Origin of the sequence: Cryobacterium sp. MDB1-18-1 (assembly GCF_004402735.1) — a bacterium.
Classification (GTDB): Bacteria; Actinomycetota; Actinomycetes; order Actinomycetales; family Microbacteriaceae; genus Cryobacterium; species Cryobacterium glucosi.
In genome coordinates this window covers 53,960-79,284 of the sequence record NZ_SOFR01000067.1, presented here as the reverse complement: position 1 = coordinate 79,284, position 25,325 = coordinate 53,960, and the positions used below count along the sequence as shown (strand labels likewise).

General features: G+C 68.6%; 24 protein-coding genes. 9 read left to right on the top strand and 15 right to left on the bottom strand.

Features of this window, described 5'->3' with window-relative positions:
* The coding region (locus E3O50_RS16560) for an HNH endonuclease signature motif containing protein (protein WP_206750883.1) at positions 1 to 727 on the top strand (727 nt) is incomplete at its 5' end.
* A 14-nt stretch (positions 728 to 741) separates the two neighbouring features.
* On the opposite strand, the gene E3O50_RS16555 is transcribed toward E3O50_RS16560, so the two are convergent.
* From E3O50_RS16555 to E3O50_RS16505, 11 genes are all read right to left on the bottom strand, one after another.
* Positions 742 to 1,320 carry a HutD family protein gene (locus tag E3O50_RS16555; protein ID WP_277870909.1) on the bottom strand — a complete coding sequence of 193 codons (579 nt, stop codon included), beginning with the start codon at positions 1,318 to 1,320 and terminating at the stop codon, positions 742 to 744.
* 25 nt (positions 1,321 to 1,345) lie between these two features.
* Entirely contained in the window at positions 1,346 to 2,539 is a 1,194-nt protein-coding gene (gene hutI / locus E3O50_RS16550) for an imidazolonepropionase (protein ID WP_134559171.1), read from the bottom strand.
* Positions 2,536 to 3,948, bottom strand: a complete 1,413-nt coding sequence (locus E3O50_RS16545) for a formimidoylglutamate deiminase (protein ID WP_241975359.1) — start codon at positions 3,946 to 3,948, stop codon at positions 2,536 to 2,538. The genes hutI and E3O50_RS16545 overlap by 4 nt, the downstream gene beginning before the upstream one ends.
* Positions 3,945 to 5,162 (bottom strand): allantoate amidohydrolase, encoded by a 1,218-nt coding sequence (locus E3O50_RS16540; RefSeq protein WP_134559169.1) that lies wholly within the window; start codon positions 5,160 to 5,162, stop codon positions 3,945 to 3,947. Before E3O50_RS16540 ends, E3O50_RS16545 begins: the two co-directional genes overlap by 4 nt.
* A complete protein-coding gene (hutU, locus tag E3O50_RS16535; protein WP_134449304.1) occupies positions 5,159 to 6,826 on the bottom strand; it encodes a urocanate hydratase in 1,668 nt (555 codons plus the stop codon). Before hutU ends, E3O50_RS16540 begins: the two co-directional genes overlap by 4 nt.
* A gap of 41 nt (positions 6,827 to 6,867) precedes the next feature.
* Complete coding sequence (locus E3O50_RS16530; protein WP_134449305.1) at positions 6,868 to 7,566, bottom strand: helix-turn-helix domain-containing protein; 699 nt, start codon at positions 7,564 to 7,566, stop codon at positions 6,868 to 6,870.
* A gap of 126 nt (positions 7,567 to 7,692) precedes the next feature.
* A complete protein-coding gene (locus E3O50_RS16525) occupies positions 7,693 to 8,883 on the bottom strand; it encodes an MFS transporter (RefSeq protein ID WP_166787377.1) in 1,191 nt (396 codons plus the stop codon).
* The gene (locus tag E3O50_RS16520; RefSeq protein WP_241975358.1) at positions 8,874 to 10,169 is read right to left on the bottom strand and encodes an aminotransferase class III-fold pyridoxal phosphate-dependent enzyme; all 1,296 of its coding nucleotides are present in this window, start codon (positions 10,167 to 10,169) and stop codon (positions 8,874 to 8,876) included. The genes E3O50_RS16525 and E3O50_RS16520 overlap by 10 nt, the downstream gene beginning before the upstream one ends.
* A 6-nt stretch (positions 10,170 to 10,175) precedes the next feature.
* The gene (locus E3O50_RS16515; RefSeq protein WP_134449307.1) at positions 10,176 to 10,949 is read right to left on the bottom strand and encodes a hypothetical protein; all 774 of its coding nucleotides are present in this window, start codon (positions 10,947 to 10,949) and stop codon (positions 10,176 to 10,178) included.
* Complete coding sequence (locus E3O50_RS16510; protein WP_241975357.1) at positions 10,939 to 11,703, bottom strand: TetR family transcriptional regulator; 765 nt, start codon at positions 11,701 to 11,703, stop codon at positions 10,939 to 10,941. Before E3O50_RS16510 ends, E3O50_RS16515 begins: the two co-directional genes overlap by 11 nt.
* On the bottom strand, positions 11,700 to 12,551 hold the full coding sequence (locus E3O50_RS16505; RefSeq protein ID WP_241975356.1) for an SDR family NAD(P)-dependent oxidoreductase: 852 nt from the start codon (positions 12,549 to 12,551) through the stop codon (positions 11,700 to 11,702). Before E3O50_RS16505 ends, E3O50_RS16510 begins: the two co-directional genes overlap by 4 nt.
* A gap of 330 nt (positions 12,552 to 12,881) precedes the next feature.
* On the opposite strand from E3O50_RS16505, the gene E3O50_RS16500 reads away from it, so the two are divergent.
* The gene (locus E3O50_RS16500) at positions 12,882 to 13,496 is read left to right on the top strand and encodes a hypothetical protein (protein ID WP_134559167.1); all 615 of its coding nucleotides are present in this window, start codon (positions 12,882 to 12,884) and stop codon (positions 13,494 to 13,496) included.
* A 39-nt stretch (positions 13,497 to 13,535) separates the two neighbouring features.
* Here the strand turns inward: E3O50_RS16500 and E3O50_RS16495 are convergent, their stop codons facing one another.
* The 4 genes from E3O50_RS16495 to E3O50_RS16480 are packed head-to-tail and all read right to left on the bottom strand — an operon-like array spanning position 13,536 to position 17,126.
* The gene (locus E3O50_RS16495; protein WP_241975355.1) at positions 13,536 to 14,483 is read right to left on the bottom strand and encodes an aminodeoxychorismate lyase; all 948 of its coding nucleotides are present in this window, start codon (positions 14,481 to 14,483) and stop codon (positions 13,536 to 13,538) included.
* Positions 14,480 to 15,601: an o-succinylbenzoate synthase gene (gene menC / locus E3O50_RS16490; protein ID WP_134559166.1), complete on the bottom strand. Its 1,122-nt coding sequence runs from the start codon at positions 15,599 to 15,601 to the stop codon at positions 14,480 to 14,482. The genes E3O50_RS16495 and menC overlap by 4 nt, the downstream gene beginning before the upstream one ends.
* Positions 15,602 to 15,645: 44 nt before the next feature.
* On the bottom strand, positions 15,646 to 16,290 hold the full coding sequence (locus E3O50_RS16485; RefSeq protein ID WP_134449311.1) for a MurR/RpiR family transcriptional regulator: 645 nt from the start codon (positions 16,288 to 16,290) through the stop codon (positions 15,646 to 15,648).
* Positions 16,287 to 17,126, bottom strand: coding sequence for a GNAT family N-acetyltransferase (locus E3O50_RS16480; protein WP_134559164.1), 840 nt, complete (start codon positions 17,124 to 17,126; stop codon positions 16,287 to 16,289). The genes E3O50_RS16485 and E3O50_RS16480 overlap by 4 nt, the downstream gene beginning before the upstream one ends.
* A gap of 256 nt (positions 17,127 to 17,382) precedes the next feature.
* Here E3O50_RS16480 and E3O50_RS16475 point away from each other — a divergent pair, with 256 nt between their 5' ends.
* The 7 genes from E3O50_RS16475 to E3O50_RS16445 all read left to right on the top strand — a co-directional run bounded on the left by E3O50_RS16475 (position 17,383) and on the right by E3O50_RS16445 (position 25,263).
* On the top strand, positions 17,383 to 18,525 hold the full coding sequence (locus E3O50_RS16475; protein WP_241975354.1) for a M20/M25/M40 family metallo-hydrolase: 1,143 nt from the start codon (positions 17,383 to 17,385) through the stop codon (positions 18,523 to 18,525).
* A 149-nt stretch (positions 18,526 to 18,674) separates the two neighbouring features.
* Positions 18,675 to 20,300 (top strand): MFS transporter, encoded by a 1,626-nt coding sequence (locus E3O50_RS16470; protein ID WP_134559162.1) that lies wholly within the window; start codon positions 18,675 to 18,677, stop codon positions 20,298 to 20,300.
* A 122-nt stretch (positions 20,301 to 20,422) separates the two neighbouring features.
* A complete protein-coding gene (locus E3O50_RS16465) occupies positions 20,423 to 20,800 on the top strand; it encodes an SHOCT domain-containing protein (RefSeq protein ID WP_134559160.1) in 378 nt (125 codons plus the stop codon).
* Between the two features lie 67 nt (positions 20,801 to 20,867).
* The gene (locus E3O50_RS16460) at positions 20,868 to 22,325 is read left to right on the top strand and encodes a DUF2252 domain-containing protein (protein WP_198413636.1); all 1,458 of its coding nucleotides are present in this window, start codon (positions 20,868 to 20,870) and stop codon (positions 22,323 to 22,325) included.
* 129 nt (positions 22,326 to 22,454) lie between these two features.
* Positions 22,455 to 23,432 carry a sugar ABC transporter substrate-binding protein gene (locus E3O50_RS16455; protein ID WP_134449317.1) on the top strand — a complete coding sequence of 326 codons (978 nt, stop codon included), beginning with the start codon at positions 22,455 to 22,457 and terminating at the stop codon, positions 23,430 to 23,432.
* The gene (locus E3O50_RS16450) at positions 23,429 to 24,415 is read left to right on the top strand and encodes an ABC transporter permease (RefSeq protein ID WP_134559157.1); all 987 of its coding nucleotides are present in this window, start codon (positions 23,429 to 23,431) and stop codon (positions 24,413 to 24,415) included. The genes E3O50_RS16455 and E3O50_RS16450 overlap by 4 nt, the downstream gene beginning before the upstream one ends.
* Positions 24,412 to 25,263, top strand: coding sequence for an ATP-binding cassette domain-containing protein (locus E3O50_RS16445; protein ID WP_134559155.1), 852 nt, complete (start codon positions 24,412 to 24,414; stop codon positions 25,261 to 25,263). The genes E3O50_RS16450 and E3O50_RS16445 overlap by 4 nt, the downstream gene beginning before the upstream one ends.
* The last annotated feature ends 62 nt before the right edge of the window (positions 25,264 to 25,325 follow it).

Below are 25,325 nucleotides of genomic sequence, written 5' to 3'. Positions count from 1 at the left end.
CGCCGAGGAACAGGCCCTGATGGATTCGGGGCAGATGATCCCCGGCGCCGAGACCGCGGGTACCGACGCCGACACGGGCCCGGATCTGGACGTGATCGAGGCAGAGCTCCGGGAGCGGCGCGCGGACACCCGCACGAGTGGGGAGAAACGCGCCGACATCCTCCGGGCCCTGTTCGAGCACGCAGCCCGGGACGAGGACACGCCCAGCATGGGCGGGTCAGCCCCGACGGTAATGGTGCACGTGAATGCAGCGGACCTCGCCTCCGGGGTCGGGGTGGGGTGGATCGACGGCGTCGAGGCCCCCGTGTCTTTGAAGACGGTGCACCAGCGCATCTGCGACGGCGGCTTCCAAGGGGTCCTCTTCGGGGCGAACAACCAAGTCCTCAAGCTCGGGCCGGAACGGCGGTACTTCAACCGGGCGCAACGCCGGGCGATCACCGCCCGGGACGGCGGCTGCATCATCCCCGGGTGCAAAGCCCCGGCGCACTGGGCCGAAGTACACCACGTGAAGCCCTGGGCGCAGGACGGACCGACCAACGTCGACAACGGGGTACTACTGTGCTGGTTCCACCACCACACCATCGACACCTCCGGGTGGGAAATCCGGATGGTGAAAGGCTCACCACAAGTCCGGGCCCCCGGACTCATCGACCCGCAACGGCTCTGGCGGCCACCGAACCGACACCGCGCCCACCAGATCCTCACCGGACCACCCAACCGCGACTGACCGGCCCGGCTGAATCAGGTGACAGTGATGTCCGGCACCGACGGGATGTTCCTGACCGCCGTGGACCCGAAAGCCACGATAGCTTCGCCGCGGAGCGTCTGGGACTGTCCCGGCGCGACCAGCATGGCGTCGCGGAGGCCCAGGGCAAGGGAGTCCGTGCCTGGCGCGCCGTCGATCTCGACCTCGCCCTCGAGGACGACGACCAGGACGCTCTCGTCGGGTCCCGGCATCACCGATAACGGGTCGGTGAGACGCTCGACCCGGAGGGAACCCGTCGCGGCGGTGCGGCGCAGCATCAGGTTCAGGTCGTCGGAGCTCTCCGCCGAACCTGTCGATGAGACGAGGCTCTCCCCGGGAAAAGCGCAGACCTCGTACTGGCTGATGTGTTGCAAGGTGCCGTCGATGGTCAGGTCGAGCCCGGCCGCGGACAGCGGGACGAGGTATCGGTCGATGCCGGCGAACTCGGAGAATGCCGAGTCGCCGGCGATCGTCGCGATGCTGACCCTCCAATCGAAATCGTCCATTGTCGCCGCAGGGGGCGCTACGGCCACAGTGCTCGTCCAGCCTCCGCCATTGCGCCAGGCGACCGGCACCCGGGCGCTCGCGCGGGAGACGGCGTCAGAACGCTGCTCGGGCGGCACGGGTCACCACCGTGGGCACGCGCTGTCCGAGCAGCCAGGTGGCGGCGGTCAGCGGTACCCCCGGCCGATAGGCGATGTGCGAGATGGAGGGCGCGTCAAGTACCTGCAGATCGGCGCGACCGCCGACCCGGAGCGAGCCGACGGCATCCACCCCCGAGTCACGCCCGAGGGCGCGGGCACCGCCTCGAGTGGCCGCGCGCACGGCTTCCTCAACGGTCAGGTGCATCTGCAGCACGGCCGTTGCGATGCAGAACTGCATCGAGGTCGTGTACGAGGTGCCGGGATTGCAGTTGGTCGCGATCGCCACGGTGATGCCCGCGTCGAGGAGCGCGCGGGCCGGCGCGAGTGGTTCCCGGGTGGACAGGTCGCAGGCCGGCAGTACGGTCGCCACCGTGTCCGACGCGGCGAGGGCATCGAAGTCGGCGGGAGTCAGGTAGTTGCAGTGGTCGACGCTCGCCGCCCCGAGCTCGACGGCCAGGGCGACACCCCCGCCGTGCCCGAGCTGGTTGCCGTGCACACGCAGGCCGAGCCCCGCCGCCCGGCCGGCGAGCAGGACCTCCCGGGACTGTTCGACGTCGAAGGCCCCGCGCTCGCAGAACACGTCCATGAAACTGACCCACGGCCTGACGGCGGCCAGCATCGGGCCGGTCACGAGGTCGAGGTAGTCGCGGGCGCTGATGCCCTCCGGAACCAGATGCGCGCCCAGGAAGGTCACCACGTCCGCCCCGCGAGAGGCGATCTCCGCGGACCGGCGCTCGGTTTCGACGTCGAGGCCGTAGCCGGTCTTGGTCTCGAGGAAGGTGGTGCCCTGAGCCCGCGCCTCGTCGCGCAAGGCTCGGAGATTGGACTCGAGTTGGGCATCCGTTGCGGCCCTGGTCGCGTTCACGGTGGTGCTGATGCCGCCGGCGGCATATTTCGTCCCGGCCATGCGCGCCTCGAATTCAGCGGAGCGGTCGCCGGCGAAGACGAGGTGGGAATGCGAGTCGACCCACCCCGGCAGCACGGCCCGCCCGCCGACACTCGTGCGCACGTCGGCGACGGGCGGATGCTCGGCGTCGCCGATCCAGGCGATCCTGCCGTTGTCGATGACGAGCGCGGCGTTCGCGCGACGGTCCTCGTGGCCGGCGAACGTGCTCAGCTCGCCGATATCGGTGATCAGTTCGGAGGTCATGCGCGTTCCTTCGGGATCAGGCGGACCGGGTTCATGCGGTCGATGGTGTCGTCGATCCGGTGCAGGGCGGCACAGAGCAGGACTGCGGGGTCGGCAGCGGGCGACACGAGAAGCCCGTCGCTCGCGATGATACGTCCGCCGACGATGACGCGGCGCACATCGCTCGCGGTAGCGACAAGCGGGAGCTGGTCGGGACCCGCGCCGACGGTGCGGACCGAGGCGGTGTGGAGTTCGACGAGGTCCAGCCACGCACCGACATGCAGCCCGCCGGTTCCGAGCCCGAGCGACGCGTAGCCGCCGCGGGTGAGTGTCTCGGTCAGTTCCGGTGGTGAGAATCGGCCGCGCCGACCGGAGGCGAGACGTTCGCCGGCCTCGAGGCCGCGGGCCTCGAGAAAGGGGTCGACAACCGCGTTCTGGTCGGATCCGAGGGCAAGCCGGGCGCCGGCATCCGCCAGGCGTCGAGCGGGCCCGATCCCGTCGCCCAGGTCGGCCTCTGTGGTCGGGCAGAACACGGCCGTCACGCCGGCGGTGCCGAGGAGTTCGACGTCGTCGTCGGTCAGGTGGGTCGCGTGGACGACGCTCAGCCGGGGAGTCAGAGCGCCGAGTTCGTGCAGCAGGCCCGTCGGGGTGAGGCCGTATTCGGCGAGGCACTCCGCGTTCTCCTGGGGTTGTTCGGAGAGGTGGATGTGCAGTGGAACCGTTGCCGGCAACCCGGCGAGGATCGTCGCCATCGCCGACCGGGGCACAGCCCGCACCGAGTGCACGGCGGCACCGAGCGTGACGGCAGGGCCTGGACCGGTCAGAGTGCGAGCGCCGGTATCGAGGGTGTCCCGAAGGCTCGACCAGCGTTGCAGCCAGGCCTCCGCCGAGCCGTCGCCGAACCGCCGCTGCAGGTCGGAGAGCGGACGATCCGCGCCCCCGCGCAGGTAGCAGGTGTCGAGCAGGGTCAGGCGGATCCCGGTGTCTCGTGCGGCCGCCGCGACCGCGAGCTCCATGGCGTGGGCATCCGGGTACGGCCGGCCGTCCTGCCGGTGGTGAACATAGTGGAATTCGCCGACGGCCGTCCAGCCGCTGACGAGCATCTCGGCGAACACCGCCGAGGCGAGTTCGTAGTACAGGTCGGGGTCCAGAGCGGATGCCGCGGCGTACATTCTCTCCCGCCAGCGCCAGAAATCGCCGCCGTCGGCGTGCGTGTGTCCGCGCAGGGCGCGGTGGAAGGCGTGCGAATGCGCGTCGCCCATCCCGGGGACCACGGTACCGAGGACCGTGTCGCCGGCGCGCGCCGGAACGCCCCGCTCCAGCCGGGCGATCGTCCCGTCCGGGGCCGCGTGCACCCGGACCGCGTCAACGGGTGCGCCGTCGATCAGGGCGCGTGCGCACCAGAACGTCACGGTGATTCCCGGTTTCACAGCAGCTCCCGGAGAACCTGCTCGAGCGCCGCGACGCCGGCGAGGCAGTCGTCGAGCGTGGCGAACTCCTCCGGCGAATGGGAGATGCCGGTCGGGTTTCGCACGAAGATCATCGCCGTGGGCAGGCGACTCGACAGCACTCCGGCATCGTGGCCGGCGCCCGTCGGGAGAGTAGGGACGCCGTGCAGGGAGTGAACGAGCCGGTCGCGCAGCGCCTCATCGAAAGCGACGGCGCCGCTCCAGGATTCCTCGGCAACGACCGCGGTGCATCCCTCTGCTGCGGCGGCCGCCGAGACCCGCGCAGTGATCTCCGTGACGAGGTCCTGTGCTGCGGCATCCTCGGCGGCACGGGCGTCGAGCCAGACAGTGACCTGCGAGGAGATCACGTTGGTGCCACCGGGCACGGCCTCGATCCGGCCGATCGTGGCACGGGAGCCGGTGCTCGCGACGGCGGCATCCCGAACCGCGAGCATCGAGCGGGCGGCTGCGAGCATCGGGTCCCGACGGTCGGTCATGCGCGTGGCACCGGCGTGGTTGCCCTCTCCGGTGAAGGTGATGCGCCAGCGCCCGTGGGCGAGGATCGAGGAGGCGACCGCGACCGGGCTGTCCAGGTCGATCAACCCGCGGCCCTGCTCCACGTGCAGTTCGAGGAACAAGCCGATGCGTGCGAGCGCGGCCCGGTCCTCGCCGAGGCCGGCCGGGTCGATGCCGGCAGCGGATGCCGCTGCTTCGAGCGAGATTCCGTCTGCGTCGACGAGAGCGCGGGCCCGACCTGCATCGAGTGCGCCGGTCATCAGCCTGGAGCCGAGGCAGGCGATACCAAACCGGGAGCCCTCCTCCTCGGCGAAGACCAGCACGGCGCAGGGGCGTGCGGGCCGGAACCCGCTCGCCTGCAGTCGGTATATCGCCTCGAGGGCACTGACCACGCCGAGGGGGCCGTCGTACGCACCGCCGCCGGGAACGGAGTCGAGGTGGCTGCCCACGACGATCGCGTCGTCGCCGCGCGGCCCCCACCACGCCCAGGTGTTTCCGTTCCGGTCGATCTCCACGTCGAGCCCGAGCCGGACGGCGCGTCCGGTGAACCAGTCGCGCAGTTCCAGGTCGGCCGGCTGCCACAGGTGCCTGGAGTAACCGCCGCGCCGGGCATCCCTGCCGATGTCCGCGATCTCGTCGAGGCCGGAGAGCAGGCCGTGCGCCGTTGCCGGCGCCGTCATTCGGCCTCCCACATCGGCACACGCAGCCCGCGCTCACGGGCAACGGCGGCCGCCCGCTCGTAACCGGCGTCGACGTGACGCATCACGCCGGTGCCGGGGTCGTTGATCAGTACCCGTTCAATCTTCTGGGCGGCGAGATCCGTTCCGTCGGCGACGGTGACCTGGCCGGCGTGGATCGACCGGCCCATGCCGACACCGCCGCCCTGGTGGATCGACACCCAGGTCGCGCCGGACGCCGTGTTGAGCAGGGCATTGAGCAGCGGCCAGTCGGCGATCGCGTCCGAGCCGTCCTTCATCGCCTCGGTCTCGCGGTACGGAGAAGCGACGGAGCCGGCGTCGAGGTGGTCGCGTCCGATCACGATCGGGGCACTGATCTCGCCGGAGGCGACCATCTCGTTGAACCGCAGCCCGGCGAGGTGCCGTTCCTTGTAGCCGAGCCAGCAGATCCTGGCGGGGAGGCCTTCGAACTGCACCTTCTCCTGGGCGCCGTGGATCCAGCGCGCGAGTTTCGCATCGTTCGGGAACAGTTCGAGGATCGCCCGGTCGGTCGCGGCGATGTCGGCCGGGTCCCCGGAGAGGGCGGCCCAGCGGAACGGTCCCTTGCCCTCGGCGAACAGCGGCCGGATGTAGGCGGGAACAAAACCCGGAATCTCGAATGCGCGCTCGCATCCGCCCAGGACCGCCTCGGCACGGATCGAGTTGCCATAGTCGAACACCTCGGCCCCGGCGTCGCGAAACCCGACCATCGCGGTGACGTGCCTGGCCATCGATGCCCGCGCCCGGATCGTGAAGTCCTCGGGGTCCGCGGCGGCGCGGGTGTGCCAGTCGGCGACGCTGATGCCCTCCGGCAGGTAGCTGAGTGGGTCGTGCGCACTGGTCTGGTCCGTGACGATGTCGATCGCGACGCCGCGTTCGAGCAGTTCGGTGAAGACGGATGCCGCGTTGCCGACGAGCCCGACGGAAAGCGCCCGGCGGTCCGCCTTCGCGGCGAGGACCCGGGCGACGGCGTCGTCGAGGTCGTCCGTCATCTCGTCGAGATAGCCGTGGTCGACCCGGCGCTGCAGACGGGCGGGGTCGACGTCGACGATCAGCACCGCGCCACCGTTCATCGTCACCGCGAGGGGCTGGGCGCCGCCCATGCCGCCGGCGCCGCCGGTGAGGGTGAGGGTTCCGGCGAGCGTGCCATCGAATCGCTTGTCCGCGATCGCGGCAAAGGTCTCGAACGTGCCCTGCAGGATCCCCTGGGTGCCGATGTAGATCCACGAACCGGCGGTCATCTGGCCGTACATGGTCAGCCCGGCCTGCTCGAGCTTGCGGAACTCGGGCCACGTCGCCCAGTCCCCGACGAGGTTGGAATTGGCGATCAGCACCCGAGGCGCCCAGGTGTGGGTGCGGAAGACCCCGACCGGCTTGCCGGACTGCACGAGCAGGGTCTCGTCGTCCTCGAGCTCACGGAGGGTGCGCACGATCGCGTCGAACGCCTCCCAGCTGCGGACGGCCTTCCCGGTGCCGCCGTAGACGACGAGATCGTCGGGACGCTCGGCGACTTCGGGGTCGAGGTTGTTCATCAGCATGCGCAACGGCGCCTCGGTCTGCCAGCTCTTCGCGGTCAGGGTGGTGCCCCTGGCAGCGCGAACCGGACGGGGGAGATGCTTCTGGGCCACGATTTTCTTCCTTCTGGTTGATGCCGGCCGGCGCCGGTTGGTTAGTCGGTTGGTTTTGTCTGATTCTGCGGCAGCGGGTCGGAACCCAGCCGTTCGGAGATCTCGCCGGCGACCCGGATGAGAAGGGCGCCGATGCGATCCAGTCCGGGATCGGTGACGCGGTAGTTCGGGATGACGACCGACACGGTTGCGACGATCTTGCCGACCGAGTGAACGGGCACGGCGATCGCAGTCGAGTCATGGTCTGCTCCGCTTCGGACGACGGTGAAACCCCGGGGACCGACAGCGCCGGCGAATGCCCTTCCGGCAGCCGTCGTCGAGCGGGGAATGACCCGGCCGACCCAGTTGGCGAGCTGGACCGGATGGGTCCCGTGCACGCCGGCCGCGTACAGCATGGTGTCCGAGGTCGACGGCAGGCCGAGGTAGGCGTTCTCGCTCGTGAGCTCGACGATCTCGTGCAGCTTCGGCTCCGCGACGGAGACGATGGTCTCCCGGGAGAGCGCCTGGGCGCCGAGCCGGATGGTGATGCTCCCTGGCCGGTAGTCGCCGCTGTCGTCCCGCGAGACGAACCCCGTGGTTTCAAGGGTCCGCAGGAGTCGGAGGGCGGTCGAGATCGACAGGTCGCTGCCGCGCGCGGCTTCGGTCAGGGACACGGCGCCGTGTTCGCACACGTAGGCGAGGAGGCCGAGTGCGCGTTCAACGGTCCGGGTGCCCGTGGATTCCGGAGCGTCCAGGCTCATGCCGCCGCCTTTCGAGAGAATCCGATCAACTGCGACCGGAGAATTTCCATCTAGTGACAACATGATTTCATTTTTTTACGCTCCGGACAAGGCCCGGCAGTTCCGCACGGGCAACTGTTGCCGTGCTCAGCCGGGCTGGGGTGCCTCGAGGGGGATGGCTTTCGGCTTGCGCAGGGCCCGGGTTGCGGGCAGGACCAGGACCAGGATCACGAGGGGGATCAGGAAGGCGATGCCGAAACCGGTCTGGTCGGCGACCACCCCGACGATGACGGTGCCGAGGATGGCGCCGGCGTAATTGAAGAGGTTCACCCTCGCGATGATCTCGTCGCTGCGGGACGGGAGGACGTCGCCGGCGGCCCCGAAGGACAGCGGGACGAGGGCCCCCGCGATCACGCCGGTGAGGGCGAAGCCGATGATCGCGCCTGCTTCGGTCGGAACCAGGGCGATCACCACGAATCCGATGCCGCCGAAGACGATGGCCGACGTTGCGATCACCGTGCGGGCGGTACGGCGGACGAGGTAGTCCACGCCGAGCCGTGAGATGAGCACGACGATCTGGTATGCGGCGTAACCGAGCGGCGCAGCCCAGGCCGCCGTATGGAGCGTGCCGCTGAGGTAGATGCTGCTCCAGGTGCTCACGGCGGAATCGGCGACGAACGCGGCGAGGATGAGCGCCCCGATCACGAAGACGGGCCAGCGCGGAATGCGGGTGGCGTCGCGGGCGTGCCCGGGCTTGCGGGCCGCATGACCCGTGTCGAGGAGCCGCCAGCCGGCGACGATGACGAGCACGTCGACCACTCCGACGATCGCGAGGACCGCCCCGGCGCCGGCCGGGGTCTCCACGAGCGCGACCATCAGGAATGCCCCCACGATCGCGGCGAGCGTGTAGGCGGCGAAGAACCGCCCCAGGAGGGGGCGGGGCCTGCCCCTCTGCACGAGGACGCCCTGCATCGCGCTCGAAGCATCCACCGCGCCCAGCCCGACGCCGTAGAGCAGTACGGCACCGATGTAGATCGGGGCCGGCTGTGCGGTCGCCATCATGAAGAACCCGACGGCCTGGGCGGCGAGCCCGCTGAGCAGCGCGGCCTTGCTGTTGCGGCGGATGGCGATCGCGTCGGCGAGGACCGATCCGCCCGCCGCGGCGAGCGAGACCCCGAGGAGAAGGAGGGCCACCATGGTCGCGTCGAGGGACTGGCGTGCCTGGATGGTGGGCAGGGAGGTCGCGATCACTGCGTACCCGAGTCCCTGCACGGCATAGGTCGACCCGACCGAGACCAGCTCCGCCCGTGGGACGGGGAGGTGCGGGCTCAGCTCCACAGCGGATGCCGCTTCCGGACGATGGAGAAGGCCTGCCTGGCTATATCGATCGTCATGTCCACGTCCGTTTCGGTGAGGGCGGCGTTGATGAAGTGGTTGTGGTGCGAGGTGATGAATACCCCGCGCTGCACGCATTCGGCGACCCATTCCTGGTGAAGCATGAGTGAGTCGTCGTCGGCGAGACGCAGGTAGAACAGGGCTGGTTCCCCCGAGGATACAAGGGTGAAGTCCTCGCCGTGTGCCGCCGCGACGAGACCCGTGGTCAACCGGGTGCCGAGCCGGGCGAACTGGGTGGGCGCGTCGATGCGGTGCAGCTTGGTGATCGTGGCGATCGCGGCGGCGAACGGCACGGCGCTCATCCAATAGCTGCCCGTGTATGTGATGCTGCTGACGGCGTCCTTAAGGAAGTCGCGGCCGCAGAGCGCGGACACGTTGTAACCGTTGGCGAGGGCCTTGCAGAAGCAGATCAGGTCGGCACTGAAGCCGTAGTAATGGTCGGAACCGGCCAGGTCGAGCCGGAAGCCGGCCCGGACGTCGTCGACGATGAGGACGACGCCATGCTCGTCGCAGAGCCGGCGAACGGCCTGCCAGTACCCCTCGGCCGGGAGCGCGTTGTCCACGAAGTTCCCGTGCATGTACGGCTGGGCGATCAGCCCGGCGATCTGGCCGGCATGCTGTTCGAGAGTCTGGCGCAAGGCCTCGATATCGTTGAACGGAATGGTCAGGTTGTTGGCGACATCCTCTTCGAGGACCCCGGGGTAGTCGAGCTTCTGCGACCAGGGTGCCACCCCGTGGTAGTAGCCCTTCACGAAGATGATCTTCTTGCGGCGGGTCGCTGCGCGTGCCGTCATGATCGCGAGGGTCGTTGCGTCGCCGCCGTTCTTGGCGAAGAAGGCCCAGTCTGCGCTCGCGACCGTCTCGACGAGGAGTTCGGCGAGGTCGACCATGATCGTCGACGGGATCGAGACGACGTCCTCGAGTTCGGCCTGCTTGCGGGCGGCCGCGTGGACCTCGGCGTCGCCGTACCCGAGCACGTTGGGGCCGTAGCCGCACATGTAGTCGATGTATTCGTTGCCGTCGACGTCCCAGAACCGGCTTCCCTCCGCGCGGGAGGAGAAGAGCGGGAAGGAGGCCTGTGGGATGTAGCAGCCCTCCGAGGGGCCCTGGTGGCCGTAGATCCCCGACGGGATCACCTTCGTGGCCCGCGCGAAGGCGGCACGGCTGAGCGGGTATTCGAACGGCTTGATGGGATTCATGGGCGTGACGGGGGAGAGGGTGTCGGTCATGGCGGGCTACTTTCCGAGGTAGGAGCTGACGCGGTCGAGGATCCTGCTGGTGTTGTCGACGAGCGGGATCATCCCGCGCATCGCCATCCGACCGTCGCAGATGCAGGCGAGGGCGCTGTATCGCCCGCTGAGCACCCCGCCGGCGACATCGAGGTCCGCGAAGGTGAGCGCCGCACGGGGAGAACCGGTGGGTTCGGCATCGAGGCGGATGCTGCTGCCACGGACTGCCAGCCGGTAGCGGAGTCCCTCCCCGACTTCGATGTCCACGTCACCGTCGGGCATCTGCGCGACGCTGAACTGTCCGCTGCGGTCTTCGTTGCCGATGATCGTGATCGCCGTCGCGGCGACGTGCAGGGTGAGCAGGGCGTTGATCTCGGTGAAGCCCGCGTCGGCGAGGCGGTCGGGGGTCGGCTGCAGGTAGGAGCCGAGGAGGTTGCTGAGCGGCGTGAACACGGTGAGCAGGAAGCGCAGTCCGGCCGGTCCGGCGGCGGGAATCGGGCCGGCCGTTCCGTCGACGACGGCGTTGAGGTGCGCGGCCGAGCGGAAGACCAGCAGGGCGCGGGCGGCGCCCGGTGTGCGTCCCGGCGTGATCCCGTCCTGCGCGAAGCTGAGGTCGAGGCTGAGCCCGGCCGGTCCGCGGAAGCTCACCGCCACCGGGCGTTTCAGCTTGGCGAGGAGCGCCTGGGCATCGGGAGCGAGTTCGGCGAGCCGTGGTAGCGCGCCGAGTACCGCGTGCAGGTTGACCTGGGCGCGCACGTGGGGGTCGGTGTCAGTGAGCACGGGGGTCCTGTTCGGTGTTGTTGCCGGTGTTGTGGCCGGTGTTGTTGCGGGAGTTGTTGTCGTCACAGTCGAGATCGAGATCGAGATCGATGTCGAGGTGGATGCGAATCCGGATGTCGTCGCTCTCGTCATCACTCGGTTCGGTGGCTGCCTTGTCGGGCGCGGATGCGTGTCCCGCGAGCGACGCAGCGGCGAAGCCCGCGAGGGACCTGGCGGCCTCGGTGTCGCGGTCCGCGAGCCAGGTCGACGTCATCCCGTCGACGATCGCGACGAGGTAACGCGCGAGTTGCTCGACAGGTACAGTCCAGGACTGCCCGGTGAGCTCGGTGACGCGGCGCAACGACTCCTTCGCCGACCGGTAGTAGACGTCGTACTGGGTGCGTGCCGCTTCGGCGGTCCCGGTGCGGGAGGCGTACAGGGCAAGTTCCGCGAGGGCGAGTTCACGGTGCGGGTTGGCCACGAGCCAGTCGATGTAGGCGTCGAGGCCGGCCCGGAGCACGGCCTTGACGCTGCGGTCCTGGTCGGTTCCCACGCTCGTGAACACGAGGAACTTCTGTTCCTCTGTGTTGGTGTCGATCACGGCCGTGAGCAGATCGTCACGGGAGTCGAAGATGTAGTGGAAGGCGCCGAGCGGCATGCCAGCTTCGGCGACGATGGCACGGGTCGTTGCGGCCGTCAGCCCATCGCGGGCAATGACGCGCGTGGCCGCCGCGATGAGTTCGTCCCGACGCTGTGCGGGCGGGATGCGCCTCATCCGCGGGCTCCCGACGTGAGCCGTGCTGCGACGGCGAGGGAGATTCGCTGTGGCGCGAGGCTGGCCAGGCTCCCGGTGACCCGATTCCGGAACCCGACCGTGAGTGTCGGGCCGGAGTCAGGCCGGTCGAGGGAAGCGAATGCCGCGCGCACGACGGTGTCGATCGTCGCGACCGAGCCCACGGCGAATGCGTCGGAGCCTGCGGCCTCGAAGAACCCGGTCGCCGTCGGACCGGGGCACAGCGCCAGGACGGTGAGCCCCGTCCCGCGCTGTTCCTGCCACAGCGACTCGGTGAGGGAAGTCAGATACGACTTGGTCGCCGCATAGACGGCGATGCCCGGCAGTGGCTGGTGCGAGGCGGTGCTCGAGACATTGAGGAGGACGCCGCCCGGCGCCGACAGGAGTGCTGGCAGCAGCAACCGGCTCAGTATCGTCGGGGCCAGCGTGTTGACGATGATCTCGTCGGCGATCCGGCGGGAATCTTCGTGCACGAACGGCCCCGCTGTGCCGAAGCCCGCGCAGTTCACCAGAACCCGGATGGGGATTCCCAGAGCCTCGGCGGCCGCGACAATCCGATACGGGGCCTCGGGGTCCGACAGATCGTCTGGCACCACGAAGGCGTGCACGCCGGAGGATTCCTCCAACTCGGCGGCGAGGGCCTCCAGACGGTCCTTTCGCCGCGCGACCAGGGCGACGTCATACCCGCGCTCCGCCCAGCGTCGGGCGAATTCGGCACCGAGACCGGAGCTGGCGCCCGTTACAACGGCGAGGTGCCCGAGCTTCTTCGGCGGTGCATCCTTCTGCGGCGACTTCTTCGTCGGCGACTTCTTCGGTAGTGACAGAGGCACGGGTACTCCCGGTTGCAAAGTTGGACGATTGACCAACTAGGCAAGATTTGCACGCTGACCAAGGAGGCGCAATGCCCGGGTAAGACGTTTTACACGCCGGTAACGTGGCGAAACATGCGCGCCACGTGATGCCCCAGGTCGCTTCCGTGCCGTCCTTGATGTCCGGGCCAGGTCAGTACGGTACGCTCGTGCCCCGCAGGAATCCACCCGTCGTTGGACCCGGCATCGGCTCAGTGCTTCCGCATATATTCGGCAGGTAGCGTCACCTCGGGTGCGGTCGGACCATCCGACCGATGCCACAGTCCAACCACGCTCGCGAAGGGAACCGTCGTGTCGCGATCCACAACCGGGACTCGGACTCGGACTCGGACCCGGGGTCGCGGACTCGTCATCGCGGGCGTCGCGGTCGCAGTCTGTGTCGGACTGGGCTTCACCGGCTGGAACCTCGCCGGGTTCGGTGCGGGCGCCGCGGGGATCACCGTCACCTGCCCGACGGCCGACCCCGTCGACGTCGGCGCGATCACCGTGCCCGCCGGGCCCGTCGCCGGCTATTGCCAGGACCGCCTGGTCAACGCGGCCCACATCATGAATGCGGGGAGGGACCTCGGGATCGGGACGCACACCCAGACCGTCGGCGTGATGACCGCACTGGGCGAGTCGGGCCTGCGGGTCCTCGACTACGGCGACGCGGCAGGCGCCGACAGCCGCGGGCTGTTCCAGCAGCGCGACAACGGCGCCTGGGGAACACTGGCCGACCGGATGGATCCCTACGTCTCTGCGCAGAATTTCTTCACCAAGCTGACGAAGGTCGCCGGCTGGAAGGAGATGGAGCCGACACTGCTTGCCCACGCGGTCCAGGTCAACGCCGACCCCGAGCACTACGCGGCTTACTGGGCGCGGGCGGAGGACATCGTGGCGGCCCTCGCGATCCCCACGGCCCCGTGACGCACGGGGCCGGGAGGCCTGGGGCCGTACAGCACGGCCTCAGCTGCGGCGAGTGACCAGGTAGTCCAGCGCCGCGGTGTGGAGCTCGGCGTCGAAGCCGCGGGCGACCCCGTCGATCTCGACGATCGGCACGATCTGCCGCACGCTCGAGGCGAGCCAGACGGAGTCTGCGGCCTGCAGCTCGTCGGGAGTGACGGTGCGGTACTCGGTGGTCAGCCCGTTCGCCTCCGCGTACTCGAAGAAGGCGGCCTGTGCCGTGCCGGCGAGGATGCCCTGGTCGGTCGACGGCGTGACGAGGTGCCTGCCGAACTGCAGCACGGCTGTCGATGTCGGCCCTTCCAGGACGAACCCGTCGCTGCTGATGAAGATCACGTCGTCGGCTCCCCGGCGCTCCGCCTCGCGGTAGACCGACTTGTTCACCGCGTAGGAGAGGGTCTTCGCTCCCTGCAGCAACCACGGGGACGTCTGGGCGACATCGTGGCGGTAACCGCGGTCGAGGGTGACCACCTTCAGGCCGTGGGTGCGCGCCTCGGTGAAGTCGGGTTCCGGGTCGACGAAGACCCAGCCCGTGCACCGTCCGGCGCCCTCGATGCCGCGGGTGAGCACGAGCTTGACCGACAGGCGCGGGTGGGTCGACGCTGCGATTCCCTGGCGGATGCCCTCGCGGTAGAGGTCGAGGCACGGAGCCGGCAGGTCGAGCAACCTTGCCGAATTGGACAGGCGGGCCAGGTGCGGCTCGAGGGCCTGGCCGAAACCGTCGATGGCGTCGAGCGTTTCGAAGATACCGTCGCCGCGGGTCACCGCGAGGTCGAGCACGGAGATCTGCGGGTCTGCCGGGTCGGCCCGACGGACCGAGGCCGCGAGCGCGGAGGCATCCGTTCCGGTCTGGGTCGGGTCGTCCAGCATGAACAGCACGCGGGGGTCCGCCCCGTCTGTGGGCGAGGCGTCCGCGTTCATCGCAACGGGATTCGTGTCTGCTGTGCTCATCGTTCTACTCCATAGTGCTCGTGGCTGATCGTGTTCTCGGAAATCCAGTCGGGCAGCACCGCGTAGCCGAGACCCGGCCCGGTGGGAACGGTCACCATGCCGTCGAGTGCGGTGACCGGGGGGTCGATGATGTCCTTCGCGTAATATTTCTCCGACGCCGACACATCGGACGGGTAGCTGAAGTTGGGCAGCGACGACAGGGCGACGTTGGCCGCGCGCCCGATGCCGAACTCGTGCATCCCGCCGCACCACACCGGGATGCCCGCATCCCTCGCGAGATCGTGTGCGGCGCGGGCAACGGTGAGACCGCCCATCCGTGACACCTTGATGTTCAGGATCCGGCCGGCGCCGAGGGCGATCATCGTGCCGATGTCGTCGAGGTCCACGACCCCCTCGTCGAGGCAGATCGGGGTCTCCAGGGTGGCCTGGAGCCTGGCATGGGCGACGAAATTGCGGGGTGCGTACGGCTGTTCGATCATGCTGAGGCCGAATTCGTCGAGACCGCGCATCAGGGCCGCGGTTTCGTCGGTATCCGCGTAGATCCCGTTCGCGTCGACATGGACGTCCTGCTTCGGGAAAGCGGCGCGTACAGCACGAACGGGACCGATGTCCCAGCCCGGCTTGATCTTGAGTTTCACCCGGCGGTATCCCGCGTCGACATGGCGGCTGACCTCGGTGAGCAGGGCGTCGATGGAGGATTCGATGCCGAGGGAGACGCCCGCTGCGACCTCGGCGCGGGTGCCGCCCAGTGCCACGGACAGCGGTTCGTCGCGCGCGCCGGAGTACAGGCTCCACGCGGCCATGTCGAAGCCGGCCTTGGCGAACTCGTGGCCGCGGATGCGTGCCCACGTCGTCGCCAGCTCGGCCGGCGTCTCCCACTCGTGCCCGATGATCGCGGGGACGATGTATTTCTTCGCGACGAGGAGCGCCGTGTCCACGGTCTCCGAGGAATAGAAGGGGTCGCTCGCCGAGGCGATCTCGCCCCAGCCGACCGCGCCGGATTCGTCGGTGAGGCGCACCACGATGTGGTCGAGGTGGCTCTTGCGGTGAGAACTCGTCTCGAAACCGTGCACAAGCGGCAACCGGGTGACAAACAGGGAAACGCCCACTACCTTCATCGTGCTCCTTCGATGCTGCGTTGGGTGCTGCGTTCGTCCATGGTTCACTCCACGTAACTGTTCAGGATCTGGTTCAGCTGCTCCCGCTCGGCGAACCTGCGCCGGGCTCCTTTGGCACTGGCAATACTCAAGGTACTCACCAGGTGGATGACGGCGGCGACCGCCGTGGGGGAGTCGGCGTACGAGGCGCTGCTGGTCGGCACGGTCACGGTTTCGGTGGCGAAGGCTGCGACCGGAGCATCGGGGGAGTCCGTGACGGCGATCACGGTTCCGCCGGCCGCGGCGAACCGTTCGGCGACGAGCACGCTCTGCCGCTGGTACCGGCGGAACGAGAACACGACGAGCACATCGGTCGGGCGGACGTCGCTGAGGACGTCGATCGAGCGGACGGCGGCTTCGTCGATGAGGAGCACCTGAGAGAGTCCTGCCGAGAGGTCCCAGGCGAACAGGGTCGCGTATGCGAATGACTTGCCCGCGCCGAGCACATACCGCCTGCGGGCGGCCACGATCCGGGCCGGCGCGCGAACGAGGGCATCGTCTTCCCCGAGGTGTGCGAAGGTCTCGGCAAGGTTCTTCTTTTCGCTCTCCACGATGCGCGCGCGCAAGACCGACGACGACGACCGCTTCTGAAGTCGTGCTGCGTACCGGTCCTCCGGACTTGTGAGGGCCTCGTTCGCCTCTGTCGTCAACGGGCTGCCTGGCGGATGCGCGGCGCGGGCTCCTGGGTGCTGGCCGCGACGAAGACGTATGCGGCGCTCGTGCCGTCGACCCGGACGCAGGATTCGGCGACGTAGCCGCGCTCGAACAACTCGGTGAAGGTTTCGGCCACGGCGGCTCTCAATGCCTGGACGATGACGGGGGTGAGCGTCTTCGCGGGACTGTCGGACGGGATCGGCACGTGGATGACGTCGCCGTCGCCCACCGGCCGACCCCAGTGCCGGGGCAGCGTCGTTCCCAGTGCTGTGGGGTCCACGACGGGGAAGCTCGGGGGGATCGACGCCGCGGCGCGGGGCGGCGTGGCCGACTCGGTACCGGTGGCGCCCGAGAGCGCCCAGTCGACGATCAGTCGGTCGGAGAACGGCTCGTCGTAGTAGTTCGCGGCGAAGCGCACTCCGCGGGCGCCGAGCACGTCGAGGTTGAAGTGGGCATTGCGGGCAAGGGTCGGGTCGAACGCCCAGCGCATCGAGGTGAGTCCCTCTGATCTCGCGATGATTGCCTGTTCCTGCTTGAGCAGGCGGCCCACTCCCTTGCCCTGCCAGGCGGGGTCGATGAACGCGGCCTGCGAGTACAGATAGGGCGCCCCGGATTCGAAACCCACGAAGCCGTAGGCGAAACCGACGAGCTCGCCGGCGCCGTCCCGCGCGGCAACGGCCGCACCGCCGTTGCCCACGATTGCCGAGAGCAGCTTCGGGTTCAGGCTGTGATCGGCCGCGGTATAACCGAACACCCGGGTATACAGCTCGCTGGCGTGGCTGAACACGGCGCGTGACCGGGTGGATTCCACCGTGAGTTTCAGGTCACCCATGTTGTGTCGTTTCCCTGTCCTGGTCTTTTCGGAACACGATGTTCCAGAACCAATCTGACAATCATAAACAACTTATGTGTCGTATTCGTTTCGTAACTCTCAAGCAAATCCGCGAACTGGTCGAAGGATAGGTAACATATCTTCTACCTGTTCCGAGCCTGCCACCGCCTGAGGAGATGCCGTCATCACATCCACTGGACCCGTCATACCGGACGCCTCCGCGCGGGCTCGTGCGCTGGCGACCCTCGAGGACTACGTGCTCCGCGAGACGCCGACCGGGGCGGGCACGGCCATCACGGCGCTCGCGGATGCGCTCGCCGGCCGCTATTCCGGACTCGGCGGCACGGTGGTGCTGCACCGGACACCGGAAGGCCCCCACGTCGTCGCTGACTTCCCCGGGCGGGGCAGTGGCGTCGGCGCCGCTCCCGTTCTCCTGATCGGGCACTCCGACACGGTGTGGCCGGTCGGCACCCTTGCCGGCGACGTGCCGTGGACGAGCGATGGAATCCGCATCACCGGCCCAGGGGTCTACGACATGAAATCCGGCCTGGTGGTCATGGAAGAGGCCCTCGAGCTGCTCCGCGCCCTGGGCGATGCCGGCGCCGTGGACCACGTGCCGGTGCGGATCATCGTCACGGCAGACGAGGAAATCGGCTCCCCGACCTCTGGCGCGCTGCTCCTGGCCACGGCCGACGGCTGTTCTGCGGCGATCGGCTTCGAGTCGCCGCACCCCGACGGCGACCTCAAGGTCGGGCGTCTCGGCAGCACCCGCCTCGCTCTCGCCGTCTCCGGTGTTCCCGCCCACGCCGCCCTCGACCCCGAGAAGGGAGTCTCCGCGACGGAGGAGATCATCGACCAGTTGCTGCGGGTGCGCGACATCGCGGCCAGGGCCACGATCCGCGCCGAAGAACGCCCGACTGCCAAGGTGCTCTACAACCTCGGTTCCATCACGGCCCCCGGCTTGGCCAACGTCGTCGCGGACGACGCCGTGGCCGTGCTCGGCTTCCGCTTCTCCGATCCGGACATCGAAGGCGAAGTCCTCGACGAGATCGAGGCGCTGACTCCCGTCCGCCCGCGTGCGCAGGTGGCCGTCACCCGGCTGTCCTACCGCCCGGCCTGGCAGCCACGCGCCGCCGACCAGGCCCTGGCCGCCGTCATCTCGGGCTGCGACGCCGGGTTCGGCGACGGTGGTTCCGACAGGGCTCCGCTCGGCGCTCGTCCAGCGGCCGGCGCCGCGGACACCAACCTGCTCGGTGCATCCGCTCTCGGTATCGTCGACGGTTTCGGACCCCGCGGCGGCGGTGCGCACGCCCGCAGCGAGCACATCATCGTCGAGTCGCTCTGGGAGCGCATCCGCCTCCTCGCCGAGGTCCTCACCGTCATCCACCTGCCGCGCTGAGTAGTCTCGCCCGTCGCGGGTCGACGCGGCGGCCGATCGATCCTCTTTCGCGTGGTTCGGAGCGATGTCATACTCGCCTCGAACGGGGGTGCCGGAAACCGGCCGGATGAGGGGGCCAGCGGCGTTCGCGTCGGATTGCGGGTGACTCGATGAGTAAGTGGACGGCAATCGCGGTCCTCGGCAGTGCGCAGTTCGTCATGGTGCTCGACAGCACCGTCATGAACGTGTCGATCTCGACGGTTGTCACAGACCTGGACACCACGGTCGCAGCGATGCAGAGCGCGATCACGTTCTACACCCTCACGATGGCGGCGGTCATGCTGCTCGGCGCAAAGCTCGGCGACATCTGGGGCCGGCGGCGCGCGTTCGTGATCGGTGCGGTCGTCTACTCGTGCGGTTCCCTGTTGACGGCACTGAGCCCGAATTTCGCGGTGCTCTTCCTCGGCTGGTCGGTCATCGAAGGACTCGGCGCCGTGCTGGTGATCCCGGCCATCGCAGCTCTCGTCGCGGAGAACTACCGGGACAGGGACCGCGTGACCGCGTACGCGATCATCGGTGCCGTGTCCGGGGCCGCGGTCGCGGCCGGCCCCCTGATCGGAGGCTACGTCACGACCTACCTGAACTGGCGCTACGTCTTCGTGTCCGAGGTCGTGATCATGATCGGCGTCGTCCTCACGGCGCGCCTCATCTCCGACAGCAGCAGGCCGAGCAGCACCCGAATCGACGTCCCGAGCGTCCTGCTCTCGGCGGCGGGCCTCGTCCTCGTCGTCTACGGGATGCTGCAGAGCAAGACCTGGGGGTGGATCCTCCCGAAACAGGCTCCCGAGATCAACGGGACCCCGATCGAGCCCCTGGGCCTGTCCCTCGTGCCCTACCTGATCCTGCTGGGCGTCTTCCTCCTCTGGCTGTTCACCGGTCGCCAACGGCGACTGGCCGAGACGGGCCGCGCCCCGCTCCTGGACGTCGGGATGTTCTCGATCACGCAGCTCCGGTCCGGGCTCTCCGTGCTCGGTGCGCAGTACGCGTTCACGGCCGGGGTGTTCTTCATGATCCCGATCTACCTGCAGATGACCCTGGGGCTCAACGCGCTGGAAACCGGGCTGAAGATCTTCCCGCTGTCGATCGCGCTCATCCTCTTCTCCGTGGTGGGCACCCGGTTGTCGACATTGTGGTCACCGCGCCGGATCGTGCGCGTCGGTCAGCTCGTCCTGGTGGGAAGCGCCGTATGCCTGCTCGGTTCCGTCTCCCTGGACCTGAAGAGCGTCGTGTTCGGCGTCGGGATGTTCACCGCGGGAGCTGCACTCGGGCTTCTCGCCTCGCAACTCGGAAACGTGAACATGTCCAGTGTCGGCGAGGAGAGGACGAGCGAGGTCGGCGGGCTTCAGGGAGTCTTCCAGAACCTCGGCTCGTCGCTCGGTACCGCTTTGATCGGATCGGTGCTGATCGCGTCGCTCTCGTCCTCGTTCCTGAGCTCGGTGGAGAGCAGCAGCCTTCCCGACTCCGCGAAAGCCGCGGTCAGCACGCAGACAGCGGCCGGTGTCGCCATCGTTCCCGTCTCGAGTGTGGCCGGCATCGCGACGGACGCGGGACTGTCGAGCTCCGACAGTGCCGAGTTGACCGGGATCTACAGCGAATCTCAGGTGTCCTCCCTGCGGGTGTCCTTCTTCGCGCTGGTCCTCTTCGCCCTCGGATCCCTGGTGTTCTCCAGGAACATTCCGAACCAGACCGTCGCGAGGCGTCAGGGGAAGACCCGGGAGGCGCGGCAATCGCCGTGACCGGGCCCATTCCCGGCGGTGCCATTCCAGGCAGTGCCCATTCCAGAAGCGGCCGAACGACAGTATTTTGTCAGCGACGAGGGCATCACACGGGTGTCCCGGTATCCGAGGGAAGACGGCTCATGGATAGTTTCTGGAACTTTGTCGGGTTCTTCTTCTGGTCCTTTGTCTTCCTCGCTTACCTGATGGTGCTCGTGACCGTCATCGGGGACCTGTTCAGCGACCATCAGGTCAGCGGCGGGGTCAAGGCCATCTGGATGATCTTCCTGGTCTTCCTGCCCTTCCTCACCGCCCTCGTCTACCTGATCGCGCGGGGTTCCGGGATGTCCGAGCGCCAGGAGCAGCGCAGGAACCAGTACCGGGGCCAGACGGATCGCTACATCAAGACCGTCGCGGGCTCGTCGCCGTCCACGGAAATCGCGGACGCGAAGAAGCTGCTCGACTCCGGCGTCATCACCCAGGCCGAATACGAGCGGCTCAAGGCCCGCGCGCTGGGCTAGTCCTGCCCGGGGAGAAAACGACAGAAGAAAACGACAGAGAGGTCGTCCAGCATGGATGTCGTCCACCATGTATGAGGACAGGGCCGCGCTCGACAATGTCGTCGAGCACGCGACCGTGGGGGAGCGCAAGGCCAGGGGCAAGCGGGCCAGGGAGCAGACTCCCCCCGCCAGTCACTCGGGTTGGTCGCCGGCCGCGGACAGACCGGACCCGGTGGCGCTGCTCGAGGAACAGAACCTCACCAGGGAGCAGGACCTCGTGCCGGTCCGGCACGGCCGCATGCTGGTATCGCCGTTCACGTTCTACCGCGGCGCGGCCAGGATCATGGCCGCCGACCTCAAGGACACCCCGAGGTCCGGGCTGATCGTCCAGCTCTGCGGTGACGCCCACCTGTCCAATTTCGGCCTGTTCGCCTCGCCGGAGCGCGCCCTGCTCTTCGACCTGAACGACTTCGACGAAACCCTGCCCGGCCCGTTCGAATACGACGTCCAGCGGATGTGCGCGAGTTTCACGATCGCGGCGCGCAACAACAGGTTCACGAGCTCCCAGGTCCACGACGTGACGCTCGCCTCGGTGCGGGCGTATCGCGAGGCGATGGCGGAATTCGCGAAGATGGGCACGATGGACGTCTGGTACGCCCGCATGACCGAGGAGACCGTCATGGCGACCCTCCAGGTCGCCGCGGGCAAAAAGAAAGGAGACCGGACGGAGCGCAAGGCTGCGGTGAACGCCGAGAAGAGGACCAGGGCGCTCGCCGACAAGGCCCGCACCCGTGACAGCCTGCAGGCGCTGTCGAAGCTCGCAGAGTTCGTCGACGGGGACTACCGGATCATCAGCCAGCCGCCGATCGTCATCCCTGTCCGGGAGCTGACGACGACGACGGGACTGTCGCCCGACGAGATCGAGGAATCGGTCCGGACGGCGTTCCGCTCCTACCGCGCCAATCTCCAGGATGACCGCCGCCGGCTGCTCGAACGTTTCGAACTCGTCGACGTTGCCCGTAAAGTCGTGGGCGTCGGGAGCGTCGGCACGCGCGCCTACATAGCGCTGCTCCAGGGGCGTGACCGACAGGATCCACTCTTCCTCCAGGTCAAGGAGGCCAGGGCCTCGGTGCTCGAGGACCACCTCGACAGGAGCCGCTACGAACAACCCGGTGAGCGCGTCGTGCAGGGACAGCGGATGATGCAGGCCGCGAGCGACATCTACCTCGGTTGGACGAAAGGGGTGCAGGAGAACCGGTTCCTCTACTGGCGCCAGCTACGCGACATGAAGGGGTCCGTCGTCGTGGAGAACATGGTGCCGTTCGGCATGACCCTCTATGCCGGGCTCTGCGGCTGGACGCTCGCTCGCGCGCACGCACGCTCGGGTGACCCCGTCGCCATCGCCGCCTACCTCGGGAAGAGAGCTGAATTCGACACGGCGATCACCGATTTCTCGCTGCGCTATGCGGACCAGAACGACCGCGACTATGAGGCCTTCGCCGAGGCCGTCCGTTCCGGACGGCTGCCGTCCATCGCCGGCCTGTAGGAGGTCCTTTCCGAACCAGCCGCGCAGCGCTGCAGCCTAAGATTCAGGAGGGTCATCCTCAGCGGCGTCCCGCTCGCCTGCCGAACTCCGGCAGCTGGCTGACGACTGGCCTCGAAGGACGACCCACCGATGTTGCACAAAACCAGCCTGCTCGCCGGGCTCACGGCCCTGGTTCTGCTTCCGCTCGCCCTCACAGGATGCTCGACGAACGGGAGCACCGCGACCGGATCGGACGCGGCATCCGCCGGGAAGACGACCATCGCGGTGGTCACCCACGGAAACCCGGGCGACGCGTTCTGGGACGTGGTCAAGAGTGGCGCAGAGCAGGCAGGCACCGACCTCGGCGCGACCGTGACGTACCAGGGCGACGGTGACCCCGTGCGTCAGAGCCAGCTGATCGATTCGGCCGTCGCGACGCATCCGGACGGACTGATCGTCTCGATGGCGAACCCCGACGGGGTCAAGGCGTCCGTCGAGAAGGCCGTGGCGGCCGGCATCCCGGTGATCACGATCAACTCGGGACTCGAGGAGTCCCTCGCCTTCGGCGCCCAGACCCACGTCGGCCAGAGCGAGTACGCCGCCGGACAGTCCGCGGGGGAGCGCCTCGCCAAGGCGGGAGCCACGAAGGTGATCTGCGTCATCCACGAGGCAGGCAACACGGGCCTCGAGGACCGCTGCCGGGGAGCCGCCGCCGGGCTCGGCAGCCCGGTCACGAACGTACAGGTCGACATCGCCAACCTCGCGGACGCCCAGAACACGATCAAGAGCACGCTCCTGGCCGACCCGACGATCGACGGTGTGCTCAGCCTGAACCCGGGCATCGCCGTCGCCGCGAGCCAGGCCATCACCGACGCGGGCAGCCACGCGCAGCTCGCGACCTTCGACGTGTCCAAAGACGTGACGACGCTCATCGAGGCCGGCTCGATCCTGTTCGCGGTCGACCAGCAGCCTTATTCCCAGGGCTACCTTCCGGTGGTCTTCCTCACCCTGCAGAAGCGCAACGGCGATGTCGTCGGCGGCGGCCAGCCGGTGTTCTCCGGCCCCGGGTTCGTCACGAAGGAGAACGCGGCGCAGGTCGCCACCTACGCGGCACACGGAACCCGATGACCGGGCTGCTCCGCCGCCCCGAGGTCGGGGCCTTCGTCGCCGCGTTCGGGATCTTCCTGTATTTCTCGATCTCGACATCCGCTTTTCTGACCCCGGCCGGCGTCGCAACCTGGCTGTATTCGTCGTCGCTGTTCGGGATCATGGCCGTCGCCGTGGCGCTCCTGATGATCGGCGGAGAGTTCGACCTCTCCGCGGGCGCGATGACGGGAACGACCGGCCTGATCGTCGGTATTGCGACGACGCAGTGGGGCCTGAACGTGTGGCTCGCCCTCGTGCTCGCGCTCGCCGCGGCCCTCCTCGTCGGGGCATTCAACGCGTGGCTCGTCACCTCGACCGGCCTGCCGAGTTTCATCGTGACCCTCGCAACCTTCTTCATCCTGCAGGGCCTGAACCTCGCCGTCACCAAACTGCTCACCGGGACCGTCTCGATCCAGGGCCTCGGGGCCGTCACGGGCTTCGACCAGGCCCGGGTGCTCTTCGGCTCCTCGTTCCCGCTGTTCGGCATGGACGTCAAGATCTCGATCGTCTGGTGGATCCTGCTGACCGCGCTCGCGACCTGGGTGCTGCTGCGCACCCGCTTCGGCAACTGGGTCTTCGCGGTCGGCGGCCAGGCCGCAAGCGCCCGCCAGGTCGGCGTGCCCGTGCGCCGGGTGAAGTTCGGGCTCTTCCTCACGACCGCGGGCGCCGCCTGGCTCGTCGGAATGCTCCAGCTCTTCGACGTGTCGACCGTGCAGGCGACGACGGGCATCGGCCAGGAATTCGTCTACATCATCTGCGCCGTCGTCGGCGGCTGCCTGCTCACCGGCGGGTTCGGCTCCGCGATCGGCGCGTCCCTCGGCGCCCTCATCTACGGCATGGCGCTCCAGGGCATCGTCTTCGCCCAGTGGGACAGCAACTGGCTCAAGGCCTTCCTCGGCGGCATGCTGCTGCTCGCGGTACTCGTCAACCTCTGGGTGCGCCGCCAGGCCGGTGAGCGCTCATGACCGCGGCGGAGCCCCTGGGCGCGGCGGAGCCCCTGGGCACGGCGGCGGATGCCCGGGCGCCTCTTCTCGAGGTCCGCGGTCTAGGCAAGAGCTACGGTTCGGTGCGTGCGCTGAGCGGGGTGACGGCCTCGATCGGAGCCGGCGAGGTGCTCTGCGTGCTCGGCGACAACGGCGCGGGCAAGTCCACACTGATCAAGGTCCTCGCCGGGGCACACGGGCACACCGAAGGCACCCTCCTCGCCCACGGCGTCGAACAACACTTCGGGAGCCCCCGTGACGCGCTCTCCCTCGGCATCGCGACGGTCTACCAGGACCTGGCCCTCGTGCCGCTGCTCCCGGTCTGGCGCAACTTCTTCCTCGGAGCGGAGGAGACGGTCGGCCGCGGGCCGTTCCGCCGCCTCGCCGTCGCCAGGATGCGGGTGACCACCCGGGACAGCCTTGCGACCCTGGGCATCACCCTCCGCGACGTCGACCAGCCGATCGGCACCCTCTCCGGCGGGGAACGCCAGGCCGTCGCGATCGCCCGCGCCGTGCACTTCGGCGCGAAACTCGTCATCCTCGACGAACCGACGTCCGCGCTCGGCGTCACCCAGGCCGGCCTCGTGCTGCGGTACATCGCGCGGGCCAGGGACAGCGGCCTCGGCATCGTGTTCATCACGCACAACCCGCACCATGCCTGGGCCGTCGGGGATCGGTTCCTCGTGCTCAACCGCGGCACGAGCCTCGGCGAGTTCGCGCGCGACGGGATCACGGTCGACGAGCTCACGAGGCTGATGGCCGGCGGCGAGGAGCTCGACGCGCTCGGTCCTGTGCTCGGCCGACCGGCATCCGCTGGGGACGCCCGCTGACCGAGGTGCGGGCCGACACCCCGGCGTCACACGCCTGTTCTACACTGGGGAATCGTCGTGCG